Origin of the sequence: Rubripirellula reticaptiva (genome assembly GCF_007860175.1) — a bacterium.
In the GTDB taxonomy this organism is placed as follows: Bacteria; Planctomycetota; Planctomycetia; order Pirellulales; family Pirellulaceae; genus Rubripirellula; species Rubripirellula reticaptiva.
Genome location: NZ_SJPX01000001.1, coordinates 1,335,922 through 1,354,484 on the forward strand (window position 1 = coordinate 1,335,922; position 18,563 = coordinate 1,354,484).

General features: G+C 55.6%; 16 protein-coding genes. 13 read left to right on the forward strand and 3 right to left on the reverse strand.

Going from position 1 to position 18,563, the window contains the following annotated elements; genetic code table 11:
- Positions 1-237 precede the first annotated feature (237 nt).
- From Poly59_RS04755 to Poly59_RS04770, 4 genes are all read left to right on the forward strand, one after another.
- Positions 238-1,629: a DUF1559 family PulG-like putative transporter gene (locus Poly59_RS04755; RefSeq protein ID WP_146532864.1), complete on the forward strand. Its 1,392-nt coding sequence runs from the start codon at positions 238-240 to the stop codon at positions 1,627-1,629.
- 109 nt (positions 1,630-1,738) lie between these two features.
- On the forward strand, positions 1,739-2,920 hold the full coding sequence (locus Poly59_RS04760; RefSeq protein WP_146532865.1) for a DUF1573 domain-containing protein: 1,182 nt from the start codon (positions 1,739-1,741) through the stop codon (positions 2,918-2,920).
- Positions 2,921-2,928: 8 nt separating this feature from the next.
- Positions 2,929-5,070 (forward strand): pilus assembly protein PilM, encoded by a 2,142-nt coding sequence (gene pilM / locus Poly59_RS04765; protein WP_146532866.1) that lies wholly within the window; start codon positions 2,929-2,931, stop codon positions 5,068-5,070.
- A gap of 52 nt (positions 5,071-5,122) precedes the next feature.
- A complete protein-coding gene (locus Poly59_RS04770) occupies positions 5,123-7,315 on the forward strand; it encodes a DUF1559 family PulG-like putative transporter (RefSeq protein WP_146532867.1) in 2,193 nt (730 codons plus the stop codon).
- Between the two features lie 45 nt (positions 7,316-7,360).
- On the opposite strand, the gene Poly59_RS04775 is transcribed toward Poly59_RS04770, so the two are convergent.
- Positions 7,361-8,713: an outer membrane protein assembly factor BamB family protein gene (locus Poly59_RS04775; protein ID WP_186776017.1), complete on the reverse strand. Its 1,353-nt coding sequence runs from the start codon at positions 8,711-8,713 to the stop codon at positions 7,361-7,363.
- Between the two features lie 174 nt (positions 8,714-8,887).
- Between Poly59_RS04775 and ruvX the strand changes: the two genes are divergently transcribed.
- Positions 8,888-9,427 (forward strand): Holliday junction resolvase RuvX, encoded by a 540-nt coding sequence (gene ruvX / locus Poly59_RS04780; RefSeq protein WP_146532869.1) that lies wholly within the window; start codon positions 8,888-8,890, stop codon positions 9,425-9,427.
- Between the two features lie 38 nt (positions 9,428-9,465).
- Here the strand turns inward: ruvX and Poly59_RS04785 are convergent, their stop codons facing one another.
- Positions 9,466-9,672, reverse strand: a complete 207-nt coding sequence (locus Poly59_RS04785; protein ID WP_146532870.1) for a hypothetical protein — start codon at positions 9,670-9,672, stop codon at positions 9,466-9,468.
- 190 nt (positions 9,673-9,862) lie between these two features.
- Positions 9,863-10,273 carry a hypothetical protein gene (locus Poly59_RS04790; RefSeq protein ID WP_146532871.1) on the reverse strand — a complete coding sequence of 137 codons (411 nt, stop codon included), beginning with the start codon at positions 10,271-10,273 and terminating at the stop codon, positions 9,863-9,865.
- 164 nt (positions 10,274-10,437) lie between these two features.
- Between Poly59_RS04790 and Poly59_RS04795 the strand changes: the two genes are divergently transcribed.
- From Poly59_RS04795 to Poly59_RS04830, 8 genes are read left to right on the forward strand one after another with little or no spacing between them, the layout of a single operon-like run.
- Complete coding sequence (locus Poly59_RS04795) at positions 10,438-12,915, forward strand: secretin N-terminal domain-containing protein (protein WP_186776018.1); 2,478 nt, start codon at positions 10,438-10,440, stop codon at positions 12,913-12,915.
- Positions 12,855-14,516 carry a GspE/PulE family protein gene (locus Poly59_RS04800; RefSeq protein ID WP_146532873.1) on the forward strand — a complete coding sequence of 554 codons (1,662 nt, stop codon included), beginning with the start codon at positions 12,855-12,857 and terminating at the stop codon, positions 14,514-14,516. The genes Poly59_RS04795 and Poly59_RS04800 overlap by 61 nt, the downstream gene beginning before the upstream one ends.
- Positions 14,513-15,721: a type II secretion system F family protein gene (locus tag Poly59_RS04805; RefSeq protein ID WP_146532874.1), complete on the forward strand. Its 1,209-nt coding sequence runs from the start codon at positions 14,513-14,515 to the stop codon at positions 15,719-15,721. Before Poly59_RS04800 ends, Poly59_RS04805 begins: the two co-directional genes overlap by 4 nt.
- Positions 15,711-16,226: a type II secretion system major pseudopilin GspG gene (gene gspG / locus Poly59_RS04810; protein WP_222436038.1), complete on the forward strand. Its 516-nt coding sequence runs from the start codon at positions 15,711-15,713 to the stop codon at positions 16,224-16,226. The genes Poly59_RS04805 and gspG overlap by 11 nt, the downstream gene beginning before the upstream one ends.
- Positions 16,219-16,698 (forward strand): pilus assembly FimT family protein, encoded by a 480-nt coding sequence (locus Poly59_RS04815; RefSeq protein WP_186776019.1) that lies wholly within the window; start codon positions 16,219-16,221, stop codon positions 16,696-16,698. Before gspG ends, Poly59_RS04815 begins: the two co-directional genes overlap by 8 nt.
- Positions 16,679-17,095 (forward strand): prepilin-type N-terminal cleavage/methylation domain-containing protein, encoded by a 417-nt coding sequence (locus Poly59_RS04820; protein ID WP_146532876.1) that lies wholly within the window; start codon positions 16,679-16,681, stop codon positions 17,093-17,095. Before Poly59_RS04815 ends, Poly59_RS04820 begins: the two co-directional genes overlap by 20 nt.
- Positions 17,092-17,625 carry a hypothetical protein gene (locus Poly59_RS04825; protein ID WP_146532877.1) on the forward strand — a complete coding sequence of 178 codons (534 nt, stop codon included), beginning with the start codon at positions 17,092-17,094 and terminating at the stop codon, positions 17,623-17,625. The genes Poly59_RS04820 and Poly59_RS04825 overlap by 4 nt, the downstream gene beginning before the upstream one ends.
- Positions 17,615-18,550, forward strand: coding sequence for a hypothetical protein (locus Poly59_RS04830; protein WP_146532878.1), 936 nt, complete (start codon positions 17,615-17,617; stop codon positions 18,548-18,550). Before Poly59_RS04825 ends, Poly59_RS04830 begins: the two co-directional genes overlap by 11 nt.
- Positions 18,551-18,563: the final 13 nt, after the last annotated feature.

The window sequence follows — 18,563 nt, forward strand, 5'->3', positions numbered from 1 at the left end:
GTGGCTCGCCGTCTTCTCGATCGAGAGAGGTTGACGGCGAGGGAAACACGACCGTCTTTCGTCGTGTTTAAGACCTCAATAGAAAAAAGCAGAGTGGGAGACGGTCCTGGTCTTTGGAATCCGGTTCAGACGGAAGCCAATGTCACCTTCAAGGGACGCGTCCCACCACTCTACCGGTATCACAATTTTGGGCGCGGGCAATGTTTCGCGTCCAGAGACATTCCAAGGATTTTAAGTATGCGTTTGCGTAAAGTATCAGGTTTCACCCTGATCGAACTGTTGGTCGTCATCTCGATCATCGCCCTGTTGGCGGCCCTGTTACTGCCAGCAATCACCAAGGCACGTGAAGCCGCTCGTTCGGCACAATGCCAAGCCAACCTGAAGAACATCGGTGTTGGTCTGTTCAAATTCAGCACGCGTAGCCCCGGCGGACAATTCTGCTCCGGTGCCTACGACCTCCGTCGTGACGGATGCCCCGATACGTTTGGGTGGGTTGCTGACTTAGTAAACACGGGCGAAGCGAACTTGAACGAATCGCTCGACCCGTCGAACCCGCTTCTGGGTTCCGAAAAGTTGAATGACTTGCTCGGTAGCGACACCACCCGTGGACGCGCCGGTGCCGGACCGGACCGTTTGTCCGCAGGCGTGTGTGGCCAAAGTCAGTGGAAGGGATTCTCGACCGCATCGCCCACCACCTTTTTCGGCGGTAGCGCCAACAACAGCCCAGAACGCGCCGAATTGGTTTCGCGTTACTTCGTGCAAGGCGGATTCAGCACCAACTATGCAACCGGCTGGCATCTGTCCCGCGGCATGGTCCGCACGCAAAGCGTGGGTAGCGGTTCGAGCACCTACTTGACCACGACAACGGCAACGACGATCAACGCCATCAGCGGCGCGGTCGAACAACCGGACTTCAAAGCACTCAACGGCACCGTCGGTCCGATCGCCGCCCGCGAGTTGGATCGTTCTCGCATCCCATCGAGCAACTTCGGCTTCGTTGGTTGCGCAGGCCCCGGCGATATCGACGAAGCCGTTTTGGCATTGGATATCCGTCACGGCCAAGCAGACCGTCGCGTCTACAACCCGAACAGCGACGAAGCCGCTGCCTACATCACGGCTGGATCGATCCTTGCAGAATCGTTCAACGATGGTCCTGCGATCTATGATGCTACTACACGTTCAGTTCGCTTGATCCAAAGTGGCGCACCGTTGGTCGGGAACCAACTTTGTGAGAAAGGCGAAGCGACCACCAACGGTTGCAGGCCTGCCTACGCTGCGGACTTGGCTGCTGCGACCGCTTACGTCCCAAGCTTCACCGCAGCGGACATCACCACTGCCCCGACGTACTTGCAAGACACCCGCGACTGGTTCGCCGTTCACGCCGGTGCAGTCAACGTGTTGATGGGCGACGGAAGCGTCAAGGTCTTCTATGACCTGAACAACGATGGCTACTTGAACCCAGGTTTCCCCGTCGGCAAAGACGCCAACGGTGATGACGCTGCTCCGCTGACCGACGACGAAATCGTTGACGTCGGCTATGCCGATTCGACGACGGAAATGCCACGCGACCAGTTCTATGGCGGCGTCTTCTGGAGCGAAACCTTCTTCAAGGGCGCTTTCGAAGACTGAGCCTGATGCTTGCTTGATCAAATTCGATGCCTCTGCGATTCATCTTGAGTCGCAGAGGCTTCTTGAGTGACAACCTTTTTGCCCTATCTAAACCAAATACCTATCGCTGATGAACACGCTCGGAAAACGAATGATGGCCGGTATCGCGGTTGTGGCCAGTCTTGCCACGGTCGCCGGAGTCTTGATTGCCACGGTCAGCTACGAACCTCACGGTGTTCCGAAAGCCCTTCGCCCGGCGTTCAAAGCGAAGATCGCAGAGGTCAAGCAGCGGGCAAGCGAAGTCGCGACCATTTCCTCGTCCGTTCGTCCGAGCGCCTCGCTTGATACAACCGAGTTTCATTTCGGTTTGCTCGACCCCCATGCCACCGTCAGCCATTCGTTTACCGTTCGCAACGACGGCGAAGCACCCTTGACCATCAACGTTCAGCGAACGAGTTGCAAATGTACGGTCGGAAAACTGGGCAGCAATGTCATTCTTCCCGGCGGCCAAACCGACGTCACACTGACTTGGAACACGGGATACCAACTGGACAACTACGAGCAATCGGCGACGCTCGAAACGAACGACCCGCTACAACCTGAGATCACTTTGACAATCCAGGGCGACGTACGCGCCGAATTGGTCGTGCCCAGCGAAGTTGTTATGAAGTCGGCCAACCCCGGCGACATGCCTGGAGCATCGTTCACCGTCTACAGCCAACTGCTCGAAGACTTCTACCTAGATTCGGCCGCAAGCGACTTGCCAAGCTTCGATTGGAACGTCGAACCGCTGTCCATCGACGACACTAGTCTGTTCGACAAAAACGCGAAGTGGGCATGGCGTGTGAACGTATCAACAAGCGGAAAGTCTCGCGGCAAGTTTGCCGGCGATGTGAAGTTGACGTTCAAAAATGCGAACTCCGACCAAGTGATGACTCGCACGGTCAAACTGGCTGGCCACGTCCGTGCACCGATCAATTTTTACAGTCCTGACATCCACAGCAAGGATGGATTAGATGTCGGAACCCTAGATTCGGGCAAGGAACACCAGTTCAAACTAGTTGTCCGAAATCGAGTCGAAGCTAGTCGCAGGATCGAAGTTACCGGCGTGGAACCGAAAGAATTGAAAGCCAATCTAACGCCAACGTCCAAACCGGGCGAGTATCGATTGGTGCTGACCTTCCCGGCGGATTGTCCGACGGTGATGTTCAATCGCGATAGCCAACACGGCTACGTCGAGATAGGTGACCCCGACGACAAAACTTTCAGCAATTGGTTTCCGGTTCTCGGTGCAATCGTCGACCTTCAGTGAGGAATGAAATGACAACGATGAACTCTGTGTCCGACGCGGTCGGAAACACGTGCGGAAACTGCAAACACAGAAACGGCAACGGCGAATTGTTTTGCGCCGGATGTGGCCAAACTTTGGTCGAACCCTGTGCGACGTGCAGTAAGCAGGTCTCGCTGACGCAAAAGTTCTGTGGTTCGTGCGGTACCGATCTAGCTGCGCTGTTGAATCAACGCATCGCCAAGCACGGCGAATCGATGGCCGAGGCCGTGCAAGCAGCCAAGGCGTTTGACTTTGATCGTTCGATTTCGCTATTGGGACGTGTTGCCGAACTCAACGATTATCGGTTCGCCAAAGAAGCCAGCGACGCTCGCAAAGCCATTGAGAAGATCGAGCAGCTGAAGTTAAAAACCAACAACCAATTCGATCAGCACACTCGACAAGCCGCCGCAGCGTTCGACCGAGGCGACCATGCAATGGTTGTGAAAATGCTTGGCGAAGTCCCACCGCAACTGCTAAGCCCCGACGATCAAAAATTTCTCTCCCGCAGCAAAAACCACCTCGGGCAAATCGCCGACATCGATGCAGAACTTCGGCAAGCGGTCTCGGCAAAACAATGGGTCGTGGCGGGTGGCCTTCTCGACCAACTCAATGAATTGGCCCCCAGCCATCCGACCTATACGAAGCTAGCCGGGGACTTGTCACAAAAGCTGCTTGCCAACGCAAACGCACAGCTCGCCAAATCCAAATACACGGCCGCCCTGCAATGCGTCAGCGCCATCCCAGCGATATGTCAGAACGAAGAATCCGAGCGACTTCGCGGACGAATTGACAACGTGCATTGGCTGGCGGACCAGTTCCCCAATGAACCCTACGCACTTCCTTTGCTGGGTCGACTGTGTGTTCGATTTAACCAGGAATCGCCCGACGACGAAACGGCGAAGGTGACGTTGAAACGGTTATCCGAGGCTGTTCGCTCACGCGCATCGGAACCACGACTGGCCTATGCCGATTGGGATGGTGGTCGCCGAAGTTGGATGGGCGGGCAGGCGGGAATTTTGGCGTATCCCCAATCGCTTTCGTTCGGCGATACATCGTTTGATCGAAACGCGTTGGCAAGACATAGCGTCGCGTTCGGCCTGGCTCTGCAGGGACTTGGGATCGCTCGTGTCGAGGGCGACTTTTCGCCGCCTAAAAAAGGTCTGATGTCGGCGATTCGTAGTCGGAAGAAAATCAAGTCTTGCTGGGGAATCGACGTTGGATCAAGCGGCATCCGCGGTGCTCACTTGGAATTGACCCCCGAGGGTGCCGTACAAGTCGTTGCAATTTACACCGCCGAATTTCTTGAGCCGGCATGCCGCGTCGGTAGCCAAACGAAGTCTTCCGTCATTCGCGATGCGATCTTAACGATGGCCGACGAAATCGTTCCTGGTGAGACACCAATATGGATCAGTATGCCGACGACCGAAACGGTCAATCGCTTTGTGCGGTTGCCGCCGGTCGATAAGAAACAAGCGAACAAGTTGCTCGACGTCGAGATCAACCAACGGATCCCACTTCCCCTAGATGAACTTGGAATCGTTCGCTGGATGGCTGACGAGGTGGTGGAAGAAACCAAGGGACGACCGGCCTTCGTGTCGGCTGCTCGCCAAACCGCGATCGAAAGTCGCATCGATCTGTTCCAAAGTGCTGGTCTGACAGTTTCCGGATTGCAATCGGCAGCGATAGCATTAGTAAATTTTTCGGTGTACGAGTTTGCGACGCATTGGAAAGTGGATCCCGAATCCGAGACAACTGAATCGGAGCACAGCGAAGCATTCGCCATCGTCGACAGTGGTGCCGAGACACTAACCGTTGCGTTGATCGCCCGAGACGAGTTTTGGTTCTCGTCGATCGAAAATGCCGGCGAGAACTTTACCTCGTTGCTGGCTCGATCGATCAAACGAACCAACCGCGATGCCGAACAACTCAAACGCGATCCGGCAAAAATCGAATCACCATCATCGGCTTGGACTCCGCTTGAGAACCGCATGGGCGAAATCCGCGCGAGGCTCGAGCAAACCATGACCGAAGCCAACAAGTTCATGAGCGAACTCGACGTGATTGGGGTCTGGTGCGTCGGAGGTTCGGCGTTCACGTTCGGTTGGATCCGTCGCGTTCTGTTGAAAGAGTGATGAGAACGTTCGAGACACTTACGGCCAGCCCACTGTTCTTGCGAAGAATCCATTGAAAACGTCTTTCACCGCCGCCCGACCCGAATCCGCTGCAACGGTCGCATTGGCTCGGTTCCGCATCCATACGATTTTGAAAATGATCGCATGTTGCGCAACGATTTTTGTCGTCGGATGTGGCCCCAGCAAAGAGGATTTGATCGCCAAAGCGATGAGGCGCAAACGGGCAAGTTCCGATGACGTTGACCCGACTCCGGTGCAAGTAGCTACTCCGGTCGCAGCAAGCACCCCTGCACCGCAACCCGCCCCCATCAGCGAGTCAAAGACCGCAGCGGTCGAAACGGCCGTTCCGAAACAAACGTCCAAGGCGATCGCCGGCGTCGAACAGAAACCATTGACGCCCATTGACCAGCGCAAACCAACCGAGCCATTGTCGGCAACCGATCGTCGCAGGATGGCTGTCGACAACCTCAAAAAAATCCACGAAGCAATGGCGGCCTACGTGGCCGATCACGGTGAGTTCCCGTACTACACGATGGAATCTTCGGGTGGAATTTCGACATTTTCGTGGCGAGTTGCCCTCCTTCCCTACCTGGGCTACCAAGAACTGTACGACAAATTCAACCACGAACGACCTTGGGACTACCCCGAGAACAAAGAACTGTTGACGTTCATTCCGCCAGAATACGTTTCACCAGAACGTTTCGACACGAATACGAATTTCTTAGCCCCGCTGGCCAACTTCCTGATTTTTCACGATTTCACCGAGCGTGATGAAGAAAGCAACGAACAGAAAGTTACCAAGGTGGACAGGATCACCGATGGCTTAGACAACACGATCCTGTTGTTGGAAGTCGACGACGATTTCTCGGTGCCGTGGACCAAACCTGAGGACTATCGTCTGTTCGGTGGCGAGGGCGGTCAAAGGGCAATCACTCGCGGATTCGGTCATCTACGCGGTGACGGCGCGCTGGCGATCTGGGGCAACGGTTGGCCGTTCTCTTTGAGTGACGACCTGCCATTCCAACAGCTCTATCCCGCGTTCACCTATGCCGGGAACGAACGCCAACCGGCGGCGGTCATTCACCGCGAAGTTTCGTTCGACAGCGTGGTCGACCGCAGCGAAACAGTGACCTCGTCGATCATTGCGGACACGTCCGGGTCACCAACCCAAACGATGAGCCTTGATTCGATTCCCATCGTTCGGCGAGAAGTCCCCAACTCGATCGAATTGGCCAACGCCGAAGAACAATTTCAATCGATCTTTGGTGACCGTATCCGTGCGGCGAGAGATCGAATGGCAAAAGACAAATTGGCGGTGGACATTTTGAAAGCTTCGGCAACGATGCAGGCCGATCTGGCCGGCACCTATGTGATGCAAACGGCGGCGATGAAGCTTGGCCAATTGGCGGGATCGGTCGACACGTTGTTGTCGGCGGTCGATGCACGTGTCGCCACGTTTGAAGTCGACGCTTATAAGACCAACACGGACGCTCTTTTGAGTCTCGCCAAGTCATCGTCACAAATGGATTCGGCATCCGTCAATGGAACCACGTTTTTACAACGGGCGGTCTACGTTGTTTGGCACGCGGTTGAGAACGACGACTACGACACCGCCAGAATCTTGGTACGTAGCGCGGATCGGATGATCGAGGTTTCGCGAAGCAACCGGTTGCCGAAAATGCTGGGGCGATTGGGTGTTGTGCTGGCCGAGGCCGAACGCCAGTATGCGAACGCCAAAGATCAATTGGCCGCCTATCGCGTCAATCCCGATGATGGCGAGGCGGCGGCGACGTTTGGGCGATACCTGTGCTTCATCAAGGGCGACTGGGATCGTGGATTGCCGCTACTGGTTGGTGGCGGCCCCGAACCACTTCGCCGTGCCTCAAGGATCGACTTGAAGGGATCTGAAACGAATGAAGACGAAGTTGCCATCGCCGACTCGTGGTGGGAATTGGCATCGCAAGCCAGGCCGGGAGTCTATCGACAGGGTGCCCTCGATCGTGCCGCCCATTGGTACCGAAACGTGTTCGAAAAGATGCCCGACTCACTGGACAAGATTCACGTGAAGGCGAGACTCGGTGATCTCGAAAAAGTCGACCTTTCCAGCCCGCTTGCGATAACGGCCCAACTGGCGAAGCAAAGCGGCGTCGATCTAAGTATCAAGTTGTCCGATGTTGCATTCTTCGGTCGCAAGGGGGGCCTATTGACGGCCAGCAATACCGAAATAGAGGACGTCAACAACTAAGCGAGCGTCCGTACCAGATGCCAAAAGCTTCGTATAGGACGGCGATCAGTTTCTCAAATCAAAACAAGTCAGCCGTTCACCATCGCGAACAAATAGGTGATTTCCAGCCAGCGCGGGTGGAGCAAAACAAGGCTCTGTCATGATCGGCGCGGCAGTAAAAGCGAGCACATTGGCCTCGGTTGCTGTTGGGATGACAGACGCGAGATGACCTCGCTCGCCAACCAAAACCAATGATCCGTTGACGACCAGACCCTGGCCTCGACGAAGTAGCGAGTGATATTTCCAGTTTAGCTTTCCTGTCGCAAGGTCCACGCTGCGTAGTTCCGCGCCACCCTGCCCGGCAGAAGTAAATGCGATTACATCCGATCCGACCGGCATCAACGTATTGTACTGGCAATCGATGACACGCCGATCTCGCCACAGTTCGTGTTGCGTTCGATCAGGGTTGATTTGCAAACAAACTGCCCCTGGCCCTGGGCCTGTTACGATCAACACTTTATTATCCGACACCAACGGTGTCACAGCGTTGAACGACATCGGGGCGCGCGAATGATGAGAAACCGACCAATCGGCCAAGCCCGTTTCCGGGTCAAGTGACGTTAGACCCAAATGGGTCATCACGAACACGAACGATTGATCGTGGATGGTCGCAGCGACGGGTGCGCAATAGCCTGCGGGCGCGTCGCCGGATTGCCAAATGTCGGCTCCATCATTGCGGTCCATCGCCAGAATGCCCACGCCGTGATCTTCCGCTCCAACATCGAAAATGACGCGGTCGCCGATCACCATTGGCGATGCACCGACGGGAAAGATTCCGTCTTTCACTTCGTATTCCTCGTGCAGATCGCGCGACCAAATGATTGCACCAGAGTCAAGCGACAAGCAAAAAAATTGACCCTGTCCGCCAACCGCGAAGACTCGGTCGCCATCAATCACCGGTGTGCTATACGGGCCATCACTGTATTCGATGTCGCAAACGAACGTGGTCGGATACAGGTATTGCCATATCGTTTCACCACTTTCTGTGTCGACGCACTGGACGATCTCATCGTCGTCGATACGGTGATTGAACACCAACCGATTTCCGGCAACGACGGGCGATCCATAGCCCGTACCGATACTTAGGCTCCAGCGTTGTTTCGGGCCGCCCGGTCCCCAAGCCAGATTTACCGCCTGAGTTGCCGCGACTGAGTTTCGGCTGGGCCCGTACAACTGAGGCCAATCGTTGGAGGCAACGATCGACGACTGGGCACGGGGTGACGATTTTTTTTGAATTGCCGTCTGATACTGGCGAATGGTTTTCTGGTCTGCCACATCCGCCGATGTCGGTTCGGACAGGGGAAGCTCAAGCGGATCGGGCTGGGGTGGTCGGGCACACCCAACGTGAACCAGTAACATGATCAAAAACATAGCACCGCAAGCGTACCGGCGGTGTCGTTGGCGATGATGCAACATAAAATGGTACAGTCAGTGCAGCAAATCAGAGATGAATTTCGCGAAACATAATGTTTAACGACCGCCTGTGACATCTCTGATGCACTCGCGCCGCCAAAACTTCATAGAAATGACACCATGGATTCTTATCCCGATCCGACGCCCGATGCAGTTTCCAATTCGGAATTCCCTTGTACCGGCCGGGTTGCCTCCGTCGACTACGGGACGGTTCGCATCGGGATCGCGATTTGCGATCCAGATCGGATTCTGGCAAGCCCGCTGGAGGTTTGCTCCGCGGCGAATTGGGAAGACAAAGGCGACTACTTTCGCAATCTTGCCAAGGACGAACGCATCGTTGCTTACGTCGTGGGCTTGCCGATCCACTGTGACGGTGGCGAAAGCGACAAGAGTCGCGAAGCACGCAAGTTTGCAAAGTGGCTGTTCGACGAGACGGACTTGCCCGTTCGGCTGTTTGATGAGCGGTTCACGACGTCCGCGGCGAATTCACGCATGGCCGGCGCGGGCTACACCCGTGCGAAGAAGAAGAAACGAGTCGACGCGATCGCCGCGCTCGTGTTGTTGGAATCGTTCTTGGAAGCCTGTCGTTATCACGACGAAGTCGCTGGCGAGTCGGTGAACGCACCTGCGACCGGTGGCGAAAAACTGGATGATCAGTGAATGCTACCAGCGAAAACGACTGACGGCCTCGGCCGCGATTAGGCGGCTTCGCAGCAAGTCAGTTTTTCCAGCAACGCGGTAAACCGATCGTCGGCTTCGCGGCGGCGGGCGACTCGTTCTTGAACGCTCCAACCCGCTCGGATTCGATTCACACGTCGAGAGATTTCAGCATCGGAAGGAAGCGTCTCAATTTGGGCGCCAGTGGTGATTTCCGAGACAGTAGGTTCGCAAGTGACGGTCAACATGATCCAGATCCTCCTGAAAAGTCATTCGTCCAGATGATTGGACGTTTTGCCTGACGCGTGTCGGCTTCTTGATCGGGTTGCAATGCAATGATCGTGCCAATCAGTAGAAGTGACCGCGAAGGAATGATCGATGTTCGCGTTAAAGTCATCCTTTTCCGCGTTTTACGACCTCATTTTTCTTTCCGCCGGTCTAGCTAGCATTTGCACGGTGGGCGGTCGAACGCCAAACTGATTTTTCAAAGCTTTGCAATTCCTGCAATTCTTGTTCGGGCAATCGCATCGCTTGCAGACCGATTACAGGGCCGGCGGTGGCGAGCTCGCCGGTGATTGCCGATCGCAGCTCGATCCAAGTCGAAAGGCTGCATTTGCCTTGGATTTCGCAGTACTGGATTTGTCCTGCGGCGTCGTACAGCATCCCATAGATCTGTTGCTCGCCACGATCGCGGCACCACACAAACGAACCGTCGGGTTCAAAGTACAAAAGTGGAAGTGCTTCTAGCCGCGAGGCTGTCGCTTCGAAGCTGGTCGGAATCGGACCTCGATCATTGCCATACAGATAGATATGGAATGGACGGATAGCGTCGTTTTTAGAATTTGTCATCGGTGCAATCGCTTGGTGTTGTCGACGTTGGCCAGTGGCGAGTTCGTGAAACAAGTGTTGACGTGTTCCGGCGAAGTTTCATAGCGTCACAGATGCTCCGCGTCCTCGCCGATGCAAACGCCCGCTCGCCCTTTTCCCGGCAGCATGATACCGGATGGTCCATCTTGATTGAATTTCTGTCGCTCACGATCTTCCAAAAGATTCGAAGTCCGTATATCGGGGCGATGGTCTTGGCGTTTGCATTGCTTGCAAATCAGGTTGTCGCTCAGAACTTTCGCGCCGACGCTGGGGCGGAACGCGATGAGATCGTCGAGCTGAACTTGGCCGGTTCGGTCAGTTTGACCAAGTTGGTCGAGGCGGTTTCAAAACAAATGGATGTTCGGTTCCTGTACAGCGCTGATTTGGCGAATCGTCAGGTAACGGTTTATACGCCGGCAAAATTGCCCAAGTCGGCGTTGTCGGCGTTGATCGGCAGTCTATTGAAGGGGGAAAACCTAGCGATCGTCGATTCCGACGTGCCGGGATGGAAACGGATCGTTGATATCGCTGACATGGTTCCCTATGCCAAAACCGGCCAAGCCGGTGACGTGCTGCGTCTCGACGGGCCAGCCGCCGCAGTGACTCAGGTGATCCCTGTCGAGCATTTGAACATCACTCAGCTTTCGCAGACCTTTAAACAGTTTTTGTCTAAGGGTGCCAACTTCATCACGCTGGCTGACAACAGTTTGCTGGTGGTGACGGACTATGCCCAGAACGTCCAGTCGCTCGTTGAGTTGCTGGCAGTCCTGGATCGACCGGCGGGACGACCAGTGATCGACTTTTTCGTCGCTCGCAGTCGAACGCCCGCCTCGTTGATCGAGCAAGTCGAAGCGTTGTTGGTCGAGGGTGATGCCAAAGCCGCGGCAACCAAATCCGATTTCAAGCTGTTCAATGACGCATCGGGCCAACGGATCGTTGTCGCGGGTGAGAAGTCATTGGTCGAGCGAATCATGTCGCTGTTGAAACAGTTAGACACGGGTGTCGAGTTTCAAACACGAGCCTATCGGTTGCAAAACGTTTCAGCAGAGCGAGTCGACAAACTGGTTCGCGGAATGGTCAGCAGCGAAGAGGCCGAAGAATCGATCGAGACCACGATCGATGAAGAAGGGAACTTGTTGATCGTCCGAGCGGGCATGGACGTTCATCAGCAGGTCGAAATGTTACTAAAGGAACTCGATCGTCCGGTCAGTTCAAGCAACAGCCCGATCCAGTTCTATAAATTGAAAAACGCAAACGCGGTCGAAGTTTTGTATTCATTGTTGGCGCTGCAGCAAGCGACGGGCACCGAGGGTGTCGCAGGTTTCGGCGGCGGTGCCTTCGGAACGCTCGGCGGATTGAACGTCGGAGGTGTTGTTCCGGCGTCCGGTTTGGGACTTGGAATGGCGCTGGGTGCAGCCGTGACGCAGCCAGGTGCGTTTGGCGATACCGGCGGACAAAACATTCGGTTACCGTTCAACAGCGGGAATGGTGACAATGGCGGTTTGCTGGGGATGCAGGGTCAAAACGCAAATGCGAATCAGAATGCGGCACTGAGTCCTTTGATCGGCAACGCGGGGTTTGGGGGCGCTGGTTTCGGCTTAGCGGGTGGCGCGGGAGCCGGGCAAGTCGCGACTTTGCCGGGCGGGGCACGTGTGTCGGCTGACGTTGCGACGAATTCATTGATTGTCTTTGCGCCATCAAACGTTCAACCGCTGTACGAAAAACTGATCAAGTCGCTCGATCAACGTCGTCCTCAGGTGATGATTGAAGCTGACATCATTGCGGTCGACACAAGCGATAATTTCTCGCTCGGCGTGGAAGTCTCGATCGGCGACCGTACGGGCGCAAAGCGACTGTTCAAATTCACTTCATTCGGACTTAGCGAAGTTGATCCGACCACCGGAGCGTTGAGCGTGATTCCGAATCTGGGATTCAACGGTGTGCTGGTGGACCCGGATGTAGCGGATGTGATTGTCCAAGCCTTGTCGCGGCATACCCGTAGCCGTGTGCTTGCGTCGCCCAAAATCCTTGTCAACGATAACCAAACCGGGACGCTTGAGAGTGTCGCCAGCGTGCCGTTTCTTAGCATCAACACGATCAACACGATCAGCAGCCAGTCCCTTGGCGGGGACCAGCAGGCCGGGACAACCATTACGGTGACCCCTCATATCAACGAAGACGACCACTTGCAGTTAGAATTTGAGGTGGAGTTCAGTACCTTTACCGGTTCCGGTGGCGCCAACTTGCCACCACCACGCCAAATCGACCGTGTGGGCAGCGTGGTGACGATTCCCGATGGCAAAACAGTTGTCGTCGGGGGGCTGAAACGAATTGGTGATAGTGAGACGTTCACGGGCGTGCCGTGGGCTGAAAAAATTCCGATACTGCGAGAGCTGACTAGTTTAACGACCAAGGAAGAGTCGACGACGTCATTCTTTCTGTTCATTCGACCCAAAATTTTACGAGACTCGCGTTTCCGCGATCTGAAATACTTGTCTGACATCGAGGCGCAGGACGCGCAGATTCCCGGCGACGACCCGGAAAGCGGTCCGATCCTGATTCCATGCCTGAAACCACACCAAACCATCTCGACCCAGTATCCGAGCTCGGCGCTGAATCGCTAGTCAGAGATGCTGATTCGCTTGACCGCACTTTGGACGAGCCCGTATCGACGCTCGCACGCTTGCTGCGGTGCAATGTTTTGGATTCGCTTGCGCATTTGAAAGCCAATCCGGCGTTCTTGAAACGATTCGGCATCGCGCACGCACGAAGCCACCGAGTGATTGGTGTTTTGGATGGTGACGCGGCGCTTGTTGCGGTTTGTGACCGAGCGGGATACGACCACTTGGATGTCATCGGTCGCGCGCTGGGACGACCAGTCACGCCAGTCGTTGCATCGGCGTCGGCGATCGACGCAGCGATCAACTTGGCGTACGCCGATCGATCGAGCCAGGCTCAGCAGGTGATCGATGCAATCGATCGAGACAGTGTGCTTCGGGAGGTCAGTGGCTTAGCGTCGCGCGAAGACTTGCTGGACACCGAAGGTCGCGCACCGATTATCCGGTTGGTCAACCACTTGCTCTTTGACGCGGTCAAAGCAGGTGCGTCGGATGTTCACATTCAACCTTACGAAGACCGCGTGATCGTGCGCCAGCGGATCGATGGTGTTCTGTTCGATAGCTTTGAGATTCCCAAAGCGGTCCAGGAAGAAGTGCTGACTCGCGTGAAGGTACTTGGGCGAATGAATATCGCCGAGAAACGTTTGCCTCAAGACGGACGTGCGACCGTTCAGTTGGGCGATCGCACGGTTGATCTGCGGATTGCATCGCTGCCGACTAGCCACAACGAGCGGATCGTGATTCGGTTGCTCGACAAGAGCGCCCGGCTGTATTCGTTGGCCGAGTTGGGGATGCCACCCCACTACTTTGACATCTTTCGCAAGCTGATTTCTCGCGACCACGGCATGGTTTTGGTGACCGGTCCGACCGGCAGCGGCAAGAGTACGACGTTGTACGGCGCCCTGCAAGAAATCAACTCCCATGATTTGAACGTGCTGACGTTGGAAGATCCGATCGAGTACCAGCTTGACGGAATCAGTCAGACGCAGATCAACGAAAAGAAGGGCATGACCTTTGCGTCGGGGATGCGCAGCGTTTTGCGCCAGGACCCCGACATCATCATGGTGGGCGAAATCCGTGACGCCGAAACGGCCGTGATGGCGATCCAGGCATCGCTAACCGGGCACTTGGTGTTTAGCACGCTGCACACCAATGACGCTGCCAGCGCGGTGACCCGGTTGTTGGACCTAGGAATCGAACCGTACTTGGTCAGCAGTTCTTTGGTTGCCTCGCTCGCTCAGCGTTTGGTTCGCAAGCTGTGCAGCGAATGCAAACAGCCCGATCCGACCGCCATCGGTCGGCTACCGAAACCGCCCGATTCGTTGCTCGCTGATCAAGGGATCTCGCTAGCGGATTTGAAAGGCGTTTACCGCCCGGTCGGTTGTTCGGCATGTCGACAAACGGGATTCCGAGGCCGAGTTGGATTGTTCGAGTTGTTGGTTGTCGATGATGCGTGTCGTGATTTGATCCAAACACGCGGCAACGCATCGCAAATCCGCGATGCCGGTTTGGCGGCGGGGATGCATTTGCTTTCGACCGATGGTGTCCTAAAGATTCATCAGGGAATCACGACGCTTGATGAAGTGCTGCGAGTGACGTCGCTATGACAGTGTATGCCTACACCGGTGTTGGAAGCGATTCGCAAACGGTGCGTGGCACCATCGCCGCTGATACGCCGCGACAAGCACGTGACCAACTTAGGGCCAACGGTGTTCGCGTTCGCAAGCTTGACGAGTGCAGTATTAAGTCAACGGGCGGCGGTTGGCGGCCAAATTTCTCGTTGACGTCGACCAAGGTTCAGTGGTCAACGGCGGTTCACGAACTGGCGATGATGCTGCACGCGGGAATCCCGATGCTGGATGCGCTGGACACGATCACGGATCAAAACACTGGATCGTTTCGAACCGCAGTACTGGGCGTTCGCGATAAAGTGGCGGCCGGTTCGTCGCTTGCCGAAGCGCTGGCGGATCGACCTGATCTGTTCGACGCTGCGTCAGTACACATGGTCGAAGTCGGTGAGAATTCGGGGACACTCGATTCCGTACTGACTCAATTGGCCGACTTCAAACGCAAACAATTGAACCTACGTGATTCGGTGACCACGGCAATGGTGTACCCGTTGTTCCTGGTGTTCTTTGGAAGTGCGGCAGGACTGTTTTTGATGACGTGGGTTTTGCCACCGTTGTTGGAAAACCTGCAAGAGACGATGGACGTGTTGCCGTTTCCCACGCGGGTTGCCAAAGCGATCAGTGATGCACTGCTCGCCCACGGATGGCTGATTTCGATCACGGTGATCGTGGCGATCGGTGCAGCGGTAATTGCTTTACGTACGCCTGGCGGTCGGCGGTTTTGGGATCGTACGATGCTGAAATTGCCGATCATTGGACCGATGGCAGTCAAGCAGGGCGTGGCAAGGATCGCGATGATCATTGCGACGTTGTCTCGCAGCGGCGTTGAATTGACTCGCGCGGTCGACTTGGCCGAGCGATCCACGGGTAACGTGATCTTCAAGAAGGCCTTGTCGGAATGTGGTGATCGGATCTCAGCGGGCGAAGAGGTCGCCGACGCGCTGAAGCAAAGTGGCGTATTTCCCCCGTTAGCGGTACGGGTGTTTTCGGTCGGACAGGAATCCGGCAAGCTCGATGAAATGTTGTTTCGGCTTGCTGACGACTACGATGCACAGGTGGCGACGTCTTCGGCTCGCTTGACGGCGCTACTGGAACCTGTCCTGATCTTGTTCTTAGCCGCCATGGTCGGCTTCTTGTTATTAGCGACGATCCTTCCAATTTTGGAGGCGGGGAATGTTCAGTAAATTCGGTGGCGATCAATCCATGACATGCCAATTCGGTTGGAGTTCCAATTTGAAGCCATGTTTCGTAAGGCCTAGCAGTCTTCATCGTCGGCACCTATCGCGTGCAGGTTTTTCGCTGGTCGAGTTGATCGTTGTGATGGTGATTTTGGGGATGTTGGCCGGCTTGGTGGCGGTCCGCACGCGAGGCTATTTGATCTCTTCAAAACAGAATGCGGCCAAGGCTGAAATCGCCAATATTGTCAAAGCGATCGAAACGTTCTACGCCGACCAAGGTCGTTATCCGACCACGGACGAAGGACTGGAAATTTTGGTTCAGGGGACTGATTCCTGGCCCGATGGGTTCTTGAACAAGTTGCCGATCGATCCCTGGAAGAATCCGTACGAATACGTCAGCCCCGGCAGTACCGAACCCTACGAAGTCGTATCGCTCGGCGCGGATGGTCGCGAAGGCGGCGAAGGTGAACACGCTGACTTTACCAGTGAATCGTTGGATGGCGATGCGTAGTGCCTTTACACTGATTGAATTGGTGGTTGTGATCACGATCATGGCCGTGCTGGCGGCGATCGCTGCATTGTCGCTTGGTGGAGTGATGGATCGCTACCAACTCGGACGGGCCGCAGAAACGATCGAGCGATTTGATTCACGCGCGCGACGCGAAGCGCGTGTGACGGGCGACGTTGTGATTGCAAAAATCGATCGGAGTCGCGGTCGCTTGGACGTCGATGTGGCGGGATCTGGTTTAGACGTGATGTTTCAATTGCCGTCTCGTGTTTCGATATCGAACATGCGAATGCACCGGAGTGGTGTTTCGGGTTCCGACTTAATCTTGGTGGTTGATCGAAGTGGGCAATGTCCAACCTACGCGGTTGAACTTATGCGCGGGAACATGAAACGCTGGCTCGTGATGCTGGGGACCAGCGGCCAAGTGATATCGCTCGATAACGAGGGAGCCGTCAATGCGTTGTTCGCGTTATAGTTTTTGCTCTGCTGCTCGTGTTGGCCGGTCTTCAACGGGTTTTACGCTGCTAGAAGTTCTGGTCGGCTTAGCGATCATGGCCAGCGTGCTGGTCAGTTCGCTGTTGGCCTTTGCCGCTCATCAGCGAGCCCGCCGATTTGCGGAGGCTAAGTTGGCGGCTGTTGGTGTGGCTGATGAACTGTTGTTTCAGTTGTCGGGTGGTCGGGGTGGCATTCCACCGGCGGGGCGCGGCGTGGTCCCCGGTCGCAGCGGTTGGTGGTGGCAGACGGAGTTGGTCGGATTGGCCGCGCCGGCGGGGATCCCAATGAGTGTGGTTCGCTTTCGTATTATTGAGGCGACGGCACCGGGAAAACAGCAAACCTTGGTCAGTGTCGATATTGTCAAAGGTGCAAAGTGACCACGCGCCAAAACAATCGGCGATTGGCATTCACGTTGATCGAATTGGTCGCGTCGGCGGTTTTAACCGCCATGATGATGGCGGGACTGTTAGGTGTCGTTTGGTCGGCGGTGCGAGAATCGAACGAGCTTCGGAAGGCCGAAGCGGATCGTTTTCCCATCACGATTTTGGCGGACCAGTTGCGATTGGATTTGCAAAACTCACGTGGCATGACGGCGATCGCGGGTGGTATCGTGTTGCACGGATTCTTGAGGGATGGAAATCTGCCGGGACGAGTCGTCTATCAGATTCACGTCTCGCAGGCAGGTTCATTGCTAACGCGAACGGATGCTCGATCGACAGAAATCGCTTGGGTTGGCGCGACTGCGATCGAGATTGATGCGGTAGCCGCTGTCGATTCCGGTGATGGTGATTTGCCGATGTTGGAAACCGGTGGTTTACCGCCAATTCCATCGGTATTTCGGGTCACGCTGCGAGGACGTGACGGCCGAGTGCTGTTTCGTGAATTGGTGAATCATCATGACGCGTAAAGGCTACGTTCTACTGGTCGTGATCGCCGTCTCGGTTTTGGTGATCACCGTTCTGGCAACGCTCGCAAAAGTGAGTTTGCGTCGCGGGTTGGAAGCGGCTGATGCCGAGCGGGATTTGCGATCACGTTGGGGCGCGTTGACGATCGAACGCGTGGTCAAGCAAGCGATTCCCAAAGTGTTTGACGATCAAGAGAAAATCTACGCTGAAAAGAGCCCCGAAATTCCACCGCCTGCAACCATTCGCGCGGCGGTCACGTTGTCGGGGATCACCTTTGATTTGCTGTTGGGTGACGAAGACGCAAAGCTGAATCTCAATGCGATGTACCACCACGCTGGGCCGATGAAAACTCAGCAGGCGATCGAACGTGTGATTGGTCGGGCGGTTCCAGGAACGATTCGATTGATACCCGCTGTCGAGCCCCTGCAGTTGGCTCGCGAGAACAAGCGGTTGAAGGAACCATCGTCGGAGGATGGCGAAACGGCCGAGCCTGAGTTGCCGGCGGCGTTTCGCAGTTGGGGAGAAGTATTCGACATTGGGGAACTCGAGCGTCAAGCTAGGTCGCCGGTTGCACTTCCGAATGTGACGACCGGAATTTCACTTTGGGGTAACGGAGTTCTAAACATTCGCCGTGCATCCGACGAAGCGATCTTGGCGGTGGTCGGCTCAGTGGTGCAAGATGGCGGAGCGCAGAAGTTTTTAAAGCGTTTTCGCGAGAATCCAACCGTTACATTAGGGGTGATTCTGCAGACGGAGGTTTCGGGCCAGGACAATCGTGATCAGATTACCGCCCTGATCTCTGAGACTAGTACGAACTATTCTGTGTGGATTGACGCTTCGAGTCGCAGCGGGACAAGGTTGCGAACGTTCGCTGCGACCGTTCGCGATGAAACCGGAATCACCCAGCACACTCGATTCGCTTACTGATCGATTCGCGTAC

Bases quoted from the DNA above. Each gene is read 5' to 3' on its own strand.
- Poly59_RS04790 (WP_146532871.1), bottom strand. From the start codon at position 10,273: ATGACAAATTCTAAAAACGACGCTATCCGTCCATTCCATATCTATCTG.
- Poly59_RS04760 (WP_146532865.1), top strand. From the start codon at position 1,739: ATGAACACGCTCGGAAAACGAATGATGGCCGGTATCGCGGTTGTGGCC.
- ruvX (WP_146532869.1), top strand. From the start codon at position 8,888: ATGGATTCTTATCCCGATCCGACGCCCGATGCAGTTTCCAATTCGGAA.
- Poly59_RS04785 (WP_146532870.1), bottom strand. From the start codon at position 9,672: ATGTTGACCGTCACTTGCGAACCTACTGTCTCGGAAATCACCACTGGC.
- Poly59_RS04775 (WP_186776017.1), bottom strand. From the start codon at position 8,713: ATGTTACTGGTTCACGTTGGGTGTGCCCGACCACCCCAGCCCGATCCG.
- Poly59_RS04815 (WP_186776019.1), top strand. From the start codon at position 16,219: ATGCGTAGTGCCTTTACACTGATTGAATTGGTGGTTGTGATCACGATC.
- Poly59_RS04805 (WP_146532874.1), top strand. From the start codon at position 14,513: ATGACAGTGTATGCCTACACCGGTGTTGGAAGCGATTCGCAAACGGTG.
- gspG (WP_222436038.1), top strand. From the start codon at position 15,711: ATGTTCAGTAAATTCGGTGGCGATCAATCCATGACATGCCAATTCGGT.
- Poly59_RS04800 (WP_146532873.1), top strand. From the start codon at position 12,855: ATGCCTGAAACCACACCAAACCATCTCGACCCAGTATCCGAGCTCGGC.
- Poly59_RS04755 (WP_146532864.1), top strand. From the start codon at position 238: ATGCGTTTGCGTAAAGTATCAGGTTTCACCCTGATCGAACTGTTGGTC.
- Poly59_RS04830 (WP_146532878.1), top strand. From the start codon at position 17,615: ATGACGCGTAAAGGCTACGTTCTACTGGTCGTGATCGCCGTCTCGGTT.
- Poly59_RS04820 (WP_146532876.1), top strand. From the start codon at position 16,679: ATGCGTTGTTCGCGTTATAGTTTTTGCTCTGCTGCTCGTGTTGGCCGG.
- pilM (WP_146532866.1), top strand. From the start codon at position 2,929: ATGACAACGATGAACTCTGTGTCCGACGCGGTCGGAAACACGTGCGGA.